This window comes from Enhydrobacter aerosaccus (genome assembly GCF_900167455.1).
Taxonomy (GTDB): Bacteria; Pseudomonadota; Alphaproteobacteria; order Reyranellales; family Reyranellaceae; genus Reyranella; species Reyranella aerosaccus.
On record NZ_FUWJ01000012.1, the window covers coordinates 110180 to 123117 of the forward strand.

General features: G+C 64.5%; 13 protein-coding genes and 1 pseudogene. 5 read left to right on the forward strand and 9 right to left on the reverse strand.

Annotation, left to right across the window (positions count from 1 at the left end):
* Window positions 1-158 precede the first annotated feature (158 nt).
* Window positions 159-1406, reverse strand: a complete 1248-nt coding sequence (locus tag B5D62_RS27970; RefSeq protein ID WP_085937352.1) for an aspartate kinase — start codon at window positions 1404-1406, stop codon at window positions 159-161.
* Between the two features lie 58 nt (window positions 1407-1464).
* On the opposite strand from B5D62_RS27970, the gene ubiG reads away from it, so the two are divergent.
* The gene (ubiG, locus tag B5D62_RS27975; RefSeq protein ID WP_085937353.1) at window positions 1465-2235 is read left to right on the forward strand and encodes a bifunctional 2-polyprenyl-6-hydroxyphenol methylase/3-demethylubiquinol 3-O-methyltransferase UbiG; all 771 of its coding nucleotides are present in this window, start codon (window positions 1465-1467) and stop codon (window positions 2233-2235) included.
* 64 nt (window positions 2236-2299) lie between these two features.
* Here the strand turns inward: ubiG and B5D62_RS27980 are convergent, their stop codons facing one another.
* Window positions 2300-2779, reverse strand: a complete 480-nt coding sequence (locus B5D62_RS27980) for a DUF1178 family protein (protein WP_085937354.1) — start codon at window positions 2777-2779, stop codon at window positions 2300-2302.
* Window positions 2780-2846: 67 nt separating this feature from the next.
* On the opposite strand from B5D62_RS27980, the gene B5D62_RS27985 reads away from it, so the two are divergent.
* Window positions 2847-3362: a class I SAM-dependent methyltransferase gene (locus B5D62_RS27985; RefSeq protein WP_085937355.1), complete on the forward strand. Its 516-nt coding sequence runs from the start codon at window positions 2847-2849 to the stop codon at window positions 3360-3362.
* Between the two features lie 21 nt (window positions 3363-3383).
* Here B5D62_RS27985 and B5D62_RS27990 read toward each other — a convergent pair whose 3' ends face one another.
* The 4 genes and pseudogenes from B5D62_RS27990 to B5D62_RS34120 form a co-directional block, all read right to left on the reverse strand.
* Entirely contained in the window at window positions 3384-4253 is an 870-nt protein-coding gene (locus B5D62_RS27990) for a carbon-nitrogen hydrolase family protein (protein ID WP_085937356.1), read from the reverse strand.
* Window positions 4254-4266: 13 nt separating this feature from the next.
* A complete protein-coding gene (grxC, locus tag B5D62_RS27995; RefSeq protein WP_085937407.1) occupies window positions 4267-4527 on the reverse strand; it encodes a glutaredoxin 3 in 261 nt (86 codons plus the stop codon).
* A 19-nt stretch (window positions 4528-4546) separates the two neighbouring features.
* On the reverse strand, window positions 4547-4981 hold the full coding sequence (locus B5D62_RS34115) for a ComF family protein (protein WP_231714969.1): 435 nt from the start codon (window positions 4979-4981) through the stop codon (window positions 4547-4549).
* Between the two features lie 111 nt (window positions 4982-5092).
* Window positions 5093-5296: pseudogene (locus B5D62_RS34120) on the reverse strand (double zinc ribbon domain-containing protein); the annotation flags it as partial.
* A gap of 82 nt (window positions 5297-5378) precedes the next feature.
* Between B5D62_RS34120 and B5D62_RS28005 the strand changes: the two are divergent.
* Both B5D62_RS28005 and B5D62_RS28010 read left to right on the forward strand, forming a co-directional pair.
* A complete protein-coding gene (locus B5D62_RS28005; protein WP_218191357.1) occupies window positions 5379-6293 on the forward strand; it encodes a methyltransferase domain-containing protein in 915 nt (304 codons plus the stop codon).
* 2 nt (window positions 6294-6295) lie between these two features.
* Entirely contained in the window at window positions 6296-7099 is an 804-nt protein-coding gene (locus tag B5D62_RS28010; RefSeq protein WP_085937359.1) for a hypothetical protein, read from the forward strand.
* Window positions 7100-7108: 9 nt separating this feature from the next.
* Here the strand turns inward: B5D62_RS28010 and mutT are convergent, their stop codons facing one another.
* The 3 genes from mutT to B5D62_RS28025 all read right to left on the reverse strand — a co-directional run bounded on the left by mutT (window position 7109) and on the right by B5D62_RS28025 (window position 9845).
* Window positions 7109-7555: an 8-oxo-dGTP diphosphatase MutT gene (gene mutT, locus B5D62_RS28015; protein WP_085937408.1), complete on the reverse strand. Its 447-nt coding sequence runs from the start codon at window positions 7553-7555 to the stop codon at window positions 7109-7111.
* Window positions 7556-7557: 2 nt separating this feature from the next.
* On the reverse strand, window positions 7558-8796 hold the full coding sequence (gene argJ / locus B5D62_RS28020) for a bifunctional glutamate N-acetyltransferase/amino-acid acetyltransferase ArgJ (RefSeq protein ID WP_085937360.1): 1239 nt from the start codon (window positions 8794-8796) through the stop codon (window positions 7558-7560).
* An 80-nt stretch (window positions 8797-8876) separates the two neighbouring features.
* Window positions 8877-9845 (reverse strand): peptidylprolyl isomerase, encoded by a 969-nt coding sequence (locus B5D62_RS28025; protein ID WP_085937361.1) that lies wholly within the window; start codon window positions 9843-9845, stop codon window positions 8877-8879.
* Window positions 9846-10130: 285 nt separating this feature from the next.
* On the opposite strand from B5D62_RS28025, the gene secA reads away from it, so the two are divergent.
* Complete coding sequence (secA, locus tag B5D62_RS28030) at window positions 10131-12893, forward strand: preprotein translocase subunit SecA (RefSeq protein ID WP_085937362.1); 2763 nt, start codon at window positions 10131-10133, stop codon at window positions 12891-12893.
* Window positions 12894-12938 lie beyond the last annotated feature (45 nt).

Genomic DNA, 12938 nt, shown 5'->3' on the forward strand with positions numbered 1-12938 from the left:
GGCGCAAACGCGCCACGCCGCGGCCGACAGGGCCGAACGGCGGGCTTGGCAGGCCATATGGACACGTGCCGCGCGCATAGCTCGCTTATAGCAAGAGCCGCGCCGAAATGCCTACCGACTTATTGTCCCGCGCATGAGGCAACCTCATGCGTGAGGGACTAGTCTGCGTCCAGTTCGTAGGCGGTGTGCAGTGCCCGGACCGCGAGTTCGGTGTACTCGGCCGCGACCAGGACGCTCACTTTGATCTCGGAGGTCGAGATCACCTGAATATTTATGCCCTTGGCGGCCAGGGTCTCGAACATCTTGAGCGCCACGCCGGCATGGCTGCGCATGCCGACACCGATCACCGAGATCTTGGCGACATTGGTATCGGACTTCACCTCGGCGAACTTGAGGTCATTCCTGGCCTGCTGGAGCTGCTCGACGGCACGGGCGAGATCGGCTCGGGGCACCGTGAACGTGATATCGGTCGAGCTGCCATCGAGCGAGACGTTCTGCACGATCATGTCGACGTTGATGTTCGCAGCCGCCAGGGGGCCGAAGATGGCGGCGGCCACGCCCGGGCGATCGGCCACCCGCGTGACAGTGATCTTGGCTTCGTCCTTGGAGAAGGCGATGCCGCTCACGACGGATTTCTCGAGCCCTTGAGCCATGATTTCGTCCTCGTCGACAACCAGCGTTCCAGGGAGATCACTGCCGAGTGCCGCATCGAACGATGACAGCACCTGAACGCGCACATGATGATTCATCGCCAGCTCGACCGACCGCGTCTGCAGGACCTTGGAGCCCTGAGAGGCCATTTCGAGCATCTCTTCATAAGTGACCCGATCGATCTTGCGGGCCTTCTCGACGATGCGGGGATCGGTCGTATAGACCCCGTCCACATCGGTATAGATGTCGCATCGGTCGGCCTTCAGGGCCGCCGCCAGGGCAACCGCAGATGTATCCGATCCGCCGCGGCCGAGTGTCGTCACTCGTCCGTCGGGGGAGACGCCCTGGAATCCAGGCACCACCGGCACTTCACCGGCGGCCATGGTCGCGGCCATTTCCCCGGTGTCGATGTGCCGGATGCGTGCCTTGGCATAAGCATCATCCGTCTTGATCGGAATTTGCCAGGACATCCAGGAGCGCGATTTCACGCCTTCCTGCTGCAGGGCCAGCGCCAGGAGACCGATCGTCACCTGCTCGCCGGTCGCGACGACGACGTCGTATTCGCGCGGATCATGCAAAGGCGCGATCTCGTTCACCCATTTCACGAGCTGGTTGGTCGTACCCGACATTGCCGACACCACCACGGCAACCTCGTTGCCCCGTTGGACTTCGGCTTTGACCTTACGGGCGACATTCTTGATGCGATCAGTATCGCCGACCGAAGTTCCGCCAAATTTGAGAACGATGCGCGCCATGGACCTGCTCGAAAGCGCGGTATAGACACCGGCAACACCATATGGGTCAAGGGTAGCCATGGCCGGTTCAGCACAGTTCTCCGATGCCGCGACGGTCGATCCGGCCGAAGTCGAGCGCTTTGCCCGCATCGCCGAGGAATGGTGGGATCCCAAGGGCAAGTTCGCGCCGCTTCATCGCCTGAACCCGGTACGACTCGCCTATATCCGAGATCGCGCCGCCGCCCACTGGCACCGCGACGCCTTGTCAGGCCAGCCATTGCAGGGGCTGTCGCTGCTCGATATCGGCTGCGGTGGGGGCCTGATTGCCGAACCGATGGCGCGTTTGGGCGCCAATGTCACCGGCATCGACGCGGCCGATCGGAATATCGCCACGGCCAGCCTTCATGCCGAACGTCAAGGTCTCAGCATCGACTATCGCGCCACAACGGCCGAGGCCGTGGCCCGCTCGGGGCAGCGCTTCGACATCGTCCTCGCCCTCGAGATCGTCGAGCACGTGGCCGACGTCGATCTTTTTCTGCAGACCTGTGCCCAGTTGGTGAAACCTGGTGGATTGCTGTTCCTCTCCACCCTCAATCGCACCGCCAAGGCGTGGGCCATGGCGGTCGCGGGCGCCGAGTATGTTTTGCGCTGGTTGCCGCGCGGCACGCACGACTGGCGGAAATTCCTCAAGCCGTCCGAAGTCGTTCGAGGGTTGCGGTCCGGCGGCATCGATCCGCAGGAAATCGTCGGCGTGGTTTACAGCCCGCTCAGTCGGACCTGGTCGCTGAACAGGAACGACCTCGACGTGAATTACATGCTTTATGGCATCGCCCCCACTACTGGGAGCTGACGCAATCACCGGGCCCGCTGGCTAGACAGCCGGCGCTCCGTCCTTGCAGCCCCGGGATGGCGCTTCAGTTGCCCCGAGGCAGCCAGGGCAGTCGGCCGAACTCGATCCCTTCCTCGGCCAATGCCTCGGCTTCCTCTTCCGTCGTCTGGCCGTAGATGCCGCGCTTGTCGCTCTCGCCGTAGTGAATCTTGCGGGCTTCCTCGGCGAACTTGTCGCCAACGTGCTCGCAGTTCTTCTCGACTTCAGCGCGGACCTTCAGAAGCGCCTCGCGCAGTTCCTTCGGCATATGGCGGGCGAGCGCGGCCATCTTCTGCTGCTCGGCCGACGGCACTGGGGCGGGAGGAGCCTCGGCCGGGACCTCAACTTCGACGCCCTTGCCACCCTTGCCGATACGCGGCGCCATGATCGCCCGGGCGACCTTGGTGTCGCCGCAGTCCGGGCAGCCGATCAAGGCCTTCTTTTCCTGGCGTTCATAGGTCTTGCTGTCCTTGAACCAGCTCTCGAACTCATGGCCTTTGGAACAGCGCAGTCGATATAAGATCATGAAACAACGAATGATTTTGGTTTCTGGCACTCTCCGCAAGGGAGTGCCAACATGATGGGGTGCGAACGTGGCTGACGCAAGAGGGTCGACGCCTTCCCCCTGGATATTGCAGTGGGCGGGGCTAATCCCGGCTGAAGCGACGGTCCTCGACGTCGCCGCCGGCAGCGGGCGCCACGCCCTGTTCTTCGCCCAGCGTGGAAATCCGGTGGTCGCGGTGGACCGCGACATTAGCCGGCTTGCAGATCATCCGAACATCCAAGCCGTCGAAGCCGATCTCGAAAATGGCAGTCCATGGCCTCTGCCGAACCGCACTTTCGGCGCCGTGATCGTGACCAACTATCTCTATCGTCGCCTGATCCCGACGCTTGTGCAGACGGTCTCGCACGGTGGGATATTGCTCTACGAGACGTTCATGATCGGCAACGAACGTTTCGGCAAACCGAGTCGGCCGGACTTCCTGCTGAAGGATGGCGAACTGCTGGAGATCGTGCGGGGAGCCTTTTCGGTGATTGCCTACGAGGCGCGGATGATCAGCGAGCCCCGCATGGCGATGGTGCAGCGGATTGCGGCGCGCAAGACATAGCGGCGCAACCGGATATCGGGGCTATTCCGCCGCCTTGGCCGCCTCGGATTTGTAGAGGACCGGCGCCGCGTATTCGCGATCATGCGTCAGCGACGGCACCATGCTGCGGGCTTCGGCAACCTTGGCCAGGTCGATATCGGCGACGATGAACCCGGCTTTTTCCCCGCCGGCATCGGCCAGGACCTCGCCCCACGGGGCGACGACGATCGAATGGCCGTAGGTCTTACGATTCGATCCCTTGTGAGTGCCGACCTGCGCCGGCGCAAACACGAAGCAGCCGGTCTCCACGGCCCGCGCCCGAATCAGCGTATGCCAATGCGCCTGACCGGTCGGCACGGTGAAGGACGACGGGATGGCGATCATCGTCGCGCCGGCATGGGCGAGATCGCGGTAAAGATAGGGGAAGCGAAGGTCGTAGCAGATCGTCATGCCCAGCGTACCCCACGGAGTCTCGGCCAGGACCGACCTTTCGCCAGGCTTGAAGGTCGAGGATTCGCGATAGCTCTCGCCACCGGCGAGCTTGACGTCGAACATGTGAATCTTGTCGTAGCTGGCAACGACAGTGCCGGTGGCATCGATCAGGTAGGAGCGATTGCGGATCTGCTCCTCGCCGGGCTGCCGGACATGGATCGATCCGAGCAGGAACCAAGTGCCGGTCTCGCGCGCGGCCGCTCGAGCGGTAGCCAGCATGGCGTGGCTCTCTTCGGTTTCCGCCTTGGCCAGGGTCTCGTTGCGATTGGCGCCGATCAGGCCGGTATTCTCCGGCGTCATGATGAAATCGGCGCCGGCCTCGCGCGCCAATCGGGCCTGCTCACGCACAAAGGCCACGTTCTCGGCCATGTCGTTGCTGACGTTTGTCTGGATCAGACCGGCCTTGAACGTGCTGCTCACAGGAGTCTCTCCCTCAGGCGGCTGCGGTCAGCAGGGGATCGAGCTTGCCCTCGCGGTCGAGGGCGGCCAGCTCATCGGACCCACCGATATGCCGGCCATTGATGAAGATCTGCGGCACGGTCGAGCGCTTGGAACGCTCGCGCATCTCGGTCCGCTTGGCCGCGTCCTCCATGACGTCCATCTCCTCGTAGGAGACGCCCTTCCTGTCGAGCAGCGCCTTGGCCCGGGCGCAGTAGCCGCAAAAGGGCGTGGTGTAGATTTCGATCTTCGCCATCGGAAACTCCTTGCCCAAACTATAGCGCTGGCCGGACGACCCGCGCCAGCGTGAGCACATCGACCCGGCGCGCCCCCGCCGCGAGCAGCGGACGGGCGCAGGCCTCCGCCGTGGCTCCCGTCGTCAGGACATCGTCGACCAGCACCACGACTTTGCCCTTGAGCTTGCCGGTCCAGCGCGGATGAACCTCGAACGCCTTGCTAACGTTGTGGCGGCGCTCGCTGGCCGCAAGGCCCGCCTGCGACCCTGTCCATCGCCGCCGCCGGAGGAGGTCCGGCACCAGCTCGATCGGCCCCTCCGTCGCCCGCGTGACATGGCGGGCCAGCAGCAGGGCTTGGTTGTAACGCCGCATGAAAAGCCGCCGCCAATGAAGGGGTACCGGCGTCAGCAGATCGGCCTCGGCGAGCAAGTCGGCGCCGGCCCGGGCCATCCATTGGCCGCAGGCACGGGCCATGTCCGTGCGGTCGCCATGTTTGAAGGGCAGGACGAGGTGGCGGCTCTTGTCGTTATAGACCAGAGCGGAACGCGCCCGGCCGAATCTCGGAGGCCGCGCCAGACAGGCAGCACAGAGGCTCCCCGTCTCGATTTCTTCCGCGAAAGGCGTTCCGCAGCGTGCGCAATGCGGCGACGAGATGAACGAAAAGCTGGGCCAACACCGGGCGCATAGCGCGCCCGGCGTCTCCACGATCTCGCCGCATCCGAGGCACAGAGGCGGAAGTACGCTGTCGAGAAGCCGCCGTCCGGCGACCGCGCAGGCATGCAGCAGCATCCCCGATTAGATGCCGGCCAAATGTGCCTCCAAAAGGGCGACGCCCCTATTCGCCGCCAGCCTTTCGCCCTACATACAGCCCGTGCAGCCGCCCGACCCCTTGCTGGTCTTCGACCGTTCCGCGCTCCGCCAGCGGCGTGACCGCGCGGCCCGGCAATGGGACCGCATGTCGTTCCTGAAGCGCGAGATCGCCGAGCGGCTGGTGGAGCGGCTCGACGATGTGCGCCGGACCTTCAAGCGCGGGCTCGATCTCGGCTGCCATGGCGACGAGATCGCCGCGTCGCTCGACGGCCGGGCGACGGTTCGCGACCTGGTGCGATGCGATCTCGGTTTTGCATTCGCGCGCAGGATCCACGGACCTGCGGTCGTGGCGGACGAGGAAGCGTTGCCGTTCGCGCCGAACAGCTTCGATCTCGTGCTGAGCGCCATGACCCTGCACTGGGTCAACGATCTTCCCGGCACGCTGATCCAGATCAGGCGTTGCCTGGAACCTGACGGTCTCTTTCTGGGTGCCATGCTGGGGGGACGCACGCTCTGGCAGCTGCGCCAGGCGCTGGCGGAAGCCGAAAGCGAGATCGAAAGCGGTCTCAGCCCGAGGATCTCGCCATTCGCCGATCTGCGCGACGCCGCCGGCTTGCTGCAACGCGCCGGCTTCGCCTTGCCCGTCGCCGACAGCGAGAAGATCGACGTCGAATATGAGCACGCCCTCGCCCTGATGCGCGAGTTGAGCGCGATGGGCGAGGCGAACCTGGTCTCCGAACGCCGCCGCGGCTTCAGTCGGCGGACGACATTGCTGCGCGCGGCAGAGATCTATGCCGACCGTTTCACCGCGCCGTCAGGACGCGTCACGGCAAGCTTCGAAGTCCTCTTCCTTCATGGCTGGGCGCCGCATGACTCGCAGCCCAAACCGCTCAAGCCGGGCACGGCGCAGCATCGTCTTGCGGCTGCGCTCGGAACCGCCGAGATGAGCGCCGGCGAGAAAGCGAAACGGAACTGATCGTGCCAGCTGCCAAATTGTTGTCCGGTGAAGTGCTGTCGGAGAGCTTCGGCTTCTTCTTCAACAATCTTTCCGCTTTCTTCCACCTGGTCACGGTGCCCTGGATCCTGTCGCTGCTGCTGCGCGTGGCGTTCGATCTGATCGCCAGCGACTTGTTGATCATGGTGCTTCTCGAGAAGGCCGCAGACCTGATCCCGACCGTGATGTTCCTGGTGGGCTGGATGCGCTTCGTCCTGCTCGGGCCGTCGAGGATCGGCAACATACCCGGCCTTTCCTGGACGGGGCGAGAGACGGCATTCCTGATCCATCTCATCAAGGTCGCCGGCGTCACCTTCATCCTGCTGGCCGGCTTCACCTTCCTGGCCGGTGCCATCGATCCGGCGATGCTCGGCCAGCCGCTCGATCCCGAGTTGGCGCGCCGCGAGGCCCTGGCGGCCCCTCTCGGCGCCGGCTTCATCGTCTCCGCACTCCTCGCCCTGCGCGTCAGCTTCGGACTGGCGGGAACGGCCATCGACATTCCGTTCAATCCGCGTCAGGCCTGGGCGGCGAGTCGCGGCAGCGCCTGGGTCATCATTGGCGCCCTGTTCGTGATCTTCGTCTCCAGCGGAATAGCTACGATCGTCGCGGCCCTCGTGCCGCTGGCTCTGGTGCGCGGTGCACTGGACGCGACAATGGCGGCCGCGATCATCGCCTGGACGGTGGCGATCCTCGTGTCCTATGCCGGCGTCGCCGTGGTGGGAACCGCTCAGGCGATCATCTTCCGCCGCCTGACGGGCTGGCGCGACGTGCCCGCCCCGGTTGCCTAAAGGGCTCGCCTAAAGCAGGTCGCGCAACAATCCCACCAGCGGCAGATCCGCCGGCGGCATGGGATACTGCGAGAGTTCGGCCGGACGCACCCACTTCAGCACCTGCCCTTCCCGCGGTTGCGGCGTGCCCAACCACTTGCGACAGGCGAAGACCGGCATCAGCAGATGAAATTTCTCGTAGCCGTGGCTGGCGAAGGCGATCGGCGCCAGGCAACTGGTCGCGGTCTCGATGCCGAGTTCCTCGTGCAGTTCACGCACGAGCGCCTGCTCCGGCGTCTCGCCGGGATCGACCTTGCCGCCGGGGAACTCCCAGAGCCCGGCCATCGACTTGCCCGCCGGCCTCTGCGCGATCAGAAGGCGGCCGTCGGCATCCACCAGCGCCACCGCCGCGACCAGCACGAGCGGACGATCGCCGAGGGGCGGCGGACCTCCCGGACACTCCTGCTCGAAGGACAGGCTCAAGAACGATAGCTGCCGTTGATGTCGATGTAGCCGTGCGTCAGATCGCACGTCCAAACCGTGGCGCGACCGCGCCCGATGCCGAGATCGACGTCGATCACGATGTCGGTGCCCTTGATGTGCCGCACGACCGGCGCCTCGTCGTAATTCGGAACGACCTGGCCGCCGTCGGTGATCTTCACGCCGCCGATGGAGATGCGCAGCTTGTCCCGGTCGGCCCGTTCGCCGGACTTGCCGACCGCCATGACGATGCGGCCCCAATTGGCGTCTTCGCCGGCCATGGCCGTCTTGACCAGGGGCGAGTTGGCGATCGCGAGCCCGATCTTGCGGGCCGCGCCGTTGGACGACGCCCCACCGATATTGATGGTGATGAACTTGGTCGCGCCTTCGCCGTCCCGCGCCAGAAGCTGGGCGAGCTCGATCAGGATCTCGTCGAGCGCGCGCTTGAAATCGACGAGGACGGGGTCGTCGGACTCCTCGATCGGTGCGTGGCGCGCGGCTCCACTCGCCGCAAGCAGCAAGGTATCGCTGGTCGAGGTATCGCCATCGACCGTCACGCAATTGAGCGATTTGTCCGCCGCATCGGACAGTAGCTTCTGCAGCACGGCACCCGGGATCTTGGCATCAGTGAAGACGAACCCCAGCATGGTGGCCATGTCCGGCGCGATCATGCCCGACCCCTTGAGGAATCCGTTGAGGGTCACCGTGCGCTCGCCGATGCGCGCCTGACGCGTCGCCAGCTTGGGGAAGGTGTCGGTGGTCATGATCGCCCCTGCCGCCCCGGACCAGTTGTCCTCGCGGGCACCCTTGATCAGGGCCGGCACGACCGCGGCGATCTTCTCCCATTCGAGCGGCTGCCCGATGACGCCGGTGGACGCCATGAACACTTCGTTGCGAGGACAGCCGAGCGCCTGCGCGACGGCGCGCGTGCTCTCCTCGACCGCCTTGTCGCCGAGCTTGCCGGTGAAGGCATTCGCGTTTCCGGCATTCACCAGGATGGCGCGGGCCTTGCCCCGCGACAGGTTCTTGCGGCACCAGTCGACCGGTGCCGAGCAGGTCTTGGATTTGGTCAGAACGCCGGCGATCGTCGCCCCTGCCGGCAACACCGCCAGCATGACGTCATCTCGTCCCGTGTAGCGCACGCCGGATGCTGCAGAGGCGAGCTTGACGCCCGCGACTCGCGGCAGGGTCGGCGTCGTCTTGGGCGCGAGGGGCGATACAGCGTGCTTGACGGACATGTGTCTCCTCTTGCCGCCGGCTGGTATGCCGGACGGCCGAAGCGCGGAGACTACACCAGAAAATCCGAGAAAGGTGAGCCTTACTTGGCAGGGGCCGCCGGCGTCGACGGGTTACCGGCCGGAGCGGCAGGTGCCGGTGCAGGCGCAGGCTTGGTTCCGTCTATGTTGAACTTCTCGACCTTGGCGCCCGAGCGCAGCTGGTTCAGCATGGCCGTGACCGTCTCGCGGGCCAGGTCCTGCCGGATCTGGTCGGACATCTCCTCGAACGACGGGGGAGCCGCCTGCCGGCGGTCCTCGACCTGGATGACGTGGTAGCCGAACTGCGTCTTGACCGGATTGTCGGTCAGCTCGCCCTTCTTGAGGGCGAAGGCGGCATCGGCGAATTCCTTGACCATGTCCGTCTTCTTGAACCAGCCGAGATCGCCGCCCTCGGCGCCGGACGCCTTGTCGGTCGACTTCTCCTTGGCCAGCTTGTCGAAGGCCGCGCCCTTCTTCAGGTCGGCGATGATCGCCTTGGCCTCCGGCTCGGTCGCCACCAGGATATGGCGCGCGTGCACTTCTTCTTCGGCCGGAATGGTCTTCAGCCGCTCCTCATAGACCTGACGCATCTTCTCCGGCGTGACCTTGGCCGCGATCTGCTTCTGCAGCCAGAAATCCTGGATCACCTGCTCTTCGACGAAGGCGAGCCGCTTCTTGAAGTCAGGATCGTCGGTGACCTTGTTCTTGCGACCGTCCTGCTCGATCAGCGTGCTGTCGACGAGACGGTCGAGCAAGGCAGGGAACACCGCCGAGAGCGGCATGTTGCGGTATTGTTGCGGCAGCGACTGCTGCGCAATCTCAAGGTCGGACAGATGGATCTGCTGGCCATTGACGATTGCGACAACCGGATCCTTGGGCGCTTCCGCCGCCTTGGGCGCCGATGTGGCGGGTTTGGAGGCCGGGGGCGCGGCTTGGGGCTTGGCCGGCTGCTGGGCGAACGCGGGAACAGCGATCGCGGCAACTGCGCAACAAACGACGGCGACGCGCAGGGGGCGCAGGCCAAGGCTCATGTAGGGCTCCGGGATTGAAAGGAAGGAAGAGAGGATATTTCTGGCGACAATTGCCGGCGGCCCTCCGTTTACACAGGGCCACTTGCTTCAAGCAAGCGCCCGCATCGACCGCCGGGCGATTTAGTGGCAGGCGATTGCGGCACTTTTTCGTGATTTTTCGTGAGAAGTGAGGCAAGCCGAAGCAGCCGAGCCCACTTGCGTTGACACTCCGGGACCCGCTCTCTATCTGTGCTAGCAGCGGCGGGCCGGGTGCCCGCCTAAGTCTTTAGAATATCGAGGTTTTCCATGCTGGGAGCGCTTGCCCGAAGCCTGTTCGGGACAGCCAATGACCGCATCGTCAAAGGCTTCGACAAGTCGGTGGCGAAGATCAACGCGCTCGAGCCGGAAATCAGCAAGCTCTCCGACGACCAGCTGCGCGCCAAGACGACCGAATTTCGCGAACGCCTGGCCAAGGGCGAGACACTCGACGATCTGCTGATCGAAGCCTTCGCCACTGTACGCGAAGCGGCCAAGCGCGCCCTGGGGCAGCGGCACTTCGACGTGCAGCTCAAGGGCGGCATGGTCCTGCATGGCGGCAAGATCGCGGAGATGAAGACCGGCGAAGGCAAGACGCTGGTTGCCACGCTGCCGGTCTACCTCAACGCCCTCGAGGGCAAGGGCGTGCATGTCGTGACGGTGAACGACTACCTGGCTCGCCGCGACGCCGAATGGATGGGCAAGGTCTATACCTTCCTGGGTCTTACGGTCGGCGTGATCGTCCACGAACTCAGCGACGAGCAGCGCAAGGCGGCCTATGCCTGCGACGTCACCTACGGCACCAACAACGAGATCGGCTTCGACTATCTGCGCGACAACATGAAGTATCAGTTGTCGGCCATGGTCCAGCGGCCGTTCAACTTCGCGATCGTCGACGAGGTCGACTCGATCCTGATCGACGAGGCGCGCACGCCGCTCATCATTTCCGGTCCGGCCGAGGATTCCTCGGAACTCTATCGCCGTGCCGACACCGTCATTCCGCGCCTGAAGCCCGATGCATACGAAAAGGACGAGAAGAACCGCCAGGTGAGCTTCACCGAGGCCGGCATCGAGGCGGTGGAAGAAATCCTGCGCGGTGACGGCCTGCTGCCCGAAGGCCAGAGCCTTTACGCCCCGACCCAGGTGACTGTGCTCCATCACGTCACCCAGGCGCTCCGGGCGCACAAGCTGTTCACGCGCGACGTCGACTATATCGTCAAGGACGGCCAGGTCGTCATCATCGACGAATTCACCGGCCGCATGATGGCCGGCCGGCGCTATTCGGAAGGCCTGCATCAGGCGCTCGAAGCCAAGGAGAAGGTCGAGATCCAGCGCGAGAACCAGACGCTGGCCTCCATCACCTTCCAGAACCTGTTCCGCATGTACCCCAAGCTCGCCGGCATGACGGGCACGGCCATGACGGAAGCTGCCGAGTTCGCCGAGATCTACAAGCTCGAAGTGGTCGAAATCCCGACCAACGTTCCCGTCTCCCGCAAGGACTACGACGACGAGATCTATCGCACGATGGGCGACAAGACGCGGGCGATCGTCAAGCTGATCGACGAATGCCGCACGCGGAACCAGCCGATGCTGGTCGGTACGGTATCGATTGAGAAGTCGGAGGCTCTGTCCGAGGAGCTCAAGAAGGCGAAGATCCCGCACAGCGTGCTCAATGCCCGCTATCACGAACAGGAAGCAGAGATCGTGGCGCAGGCCGGCCGTCCCGGCGCGGTGACCATCGCGACCAACATGGCGGGCCGCGGCACCGACATCCAGCTGGGCGGCAATGCCGATATGCTGTTGCGCCAGGCCGAGGCCGAGCTTCGACTGAGGATTCCGGACGAGGCGCAGCGCGCCGCCGAACTCGAGCAGGTGGCGGCCAAGATCAAGGCCGATATCGAGCGCGATCGCGCGATCGTGCGCGCAGCGGGCGGCCTTTATGTAGTCGGCACCGAACGTCACGAAAGCCGTCGGATCGACAACCAGTTGCGCGGCCGCTCGGGCCGTCAGGGCGATCCCGGTGCATCCAAGTTCTTCCTGTCGCTGGAAGACGACCTGATGCGCATCTTCGGCAACAACAAGGTGCTGGACTGGGTGCAGAAGAAGGGCATGGCCGACGACGAGGCCCTGACCCACCGCTGGCTCAACAAGGCGCTCGAGACGGCCCAGAGCAAGGTCGAGGCGCGCAATTTCGAGATCCGCAAGAATCTCCTGCGCTTCGACGACGTGATGAACAGCCAGCGCAAGGAGATCTACAAGGAGCGGCTGGAGCTGATGGCCACGGAGGATGTGTCCGACGTGGTCGCGGAAATGCGCCGCGATGTCGTGGACGGCATGGTGACCCGCACCATTCCCCAGGACGCCTATGCCGAGCAGTGGAAGACCACTGAACTCAAGGACGACGTGCAGCGCGTCTTCGGCCTCGATCTGCCCGTCGACCAGTGGGCCAAGGAAGAAGGTATCGCCGAGGAGCAGATCAAGTCGCGCCTGATGGATGCAGTCGAGCGGCTGTTTGCGCAGAAGGCGGCGCAGTATGGACCGGATGTCTGGCGCCAGGTGGAGAAGAGCGTCCTGATGCAGCTCTTCGACCAGAGCTGGAAGGAGCACCTGCTCCATCTCGACCATCTGCGGCAGGGCATCGGATTGCGTGCTTATGGCCAGAAGGATCCGCTGAACGAATACAAGCGCGAGGCCTTCAACCTGTTCAACGATCTGCTGACCGGCCTGCGCGAACAGGTGGTGAATGTGCTCGCGACCCTGCAGCTTCGCATGGAGCCGCCGCCGATGCCGGAACCGCAGCAGATTCACGAGGTGCACGAGGATCCGGCGCTTGCGGCCGCAATGGCCGGCGATCCGGCCTTCGATCCGGCCGATCCGTCCGGCGGCGGTGTCGCAACGCTGCAGAGGCCCTTCGCCGGAGCGAAAGCGACGGTCGATGCCAACGATCCCAGCACCTGGGGCAAGGTCTCGCGTAACGCTCCCTGCCCCTGCGGATCCGGCAAGAAATTCAAGCATTGCCACGGACGGGTCTGATCCCGGCCATAGGCGCGGACCGCGGTTAGCGGGACTGCGCTATCG

Bases quoted from the DNA above. Each gene is read 5' to 3' on its own strand.
- B5D62_RS27970 (WP_085937352.1), bottom strand. From the start codon at position 1,406: ATGGCGCGCATCGTTCTCAAATTTGGCGGAACTTCGGTCGGCGATACT.
- ubiG (WP_085937353.1), top strand. From the start codon at position 1,465: ATGGCCGGTTCAGCACAGTTCTCCGATGCCGCGACGGTCGATCCGGCC.
- B5D62_RS27980 (WP_085937354.1), bottom strand. From the start codon at position 2,779: ATGATCTTATATCGACTGCGCTGTTCCAAAGGCCATGAGTTCGAGAGC.
- grxC (WP_085937407.1), bottom strand. From the start codon at position 4,527: ATGGCGAAGATCGAAATCTACACCACGCCCTTTTGCGGCTACTGCGCC.
- B5D62_RS34115 (WP_231714969.1), bottom strand. From the start codon at position 4,981: ATGGCCCGTGCCTGCGGCCAATGGATGGCCCGGGCCGGCGCCGACTTG.
- argJ (WP_085937360.1), bottom strand. From the start codon at position 8,796: ATGTCCGTCAAGCACGCTGTATCGCCCCTCGCGCCCAAGACGACGCCG.
- B5D62_RS28025 (WP_085937361.1), bottom strand. From the start codon at position 9,845: ATGAGCCTTGGCCTGCGCCCCCTGCGCGTCGCCGTCGTTTGTTGCGCA.
- secA (WP_085937362.1), top strand. From the start codon at position 10,131: ATGCTGGGAGCGCTTGCCCGAAGCCTGTTCGGGACAGCCAATGACCGC.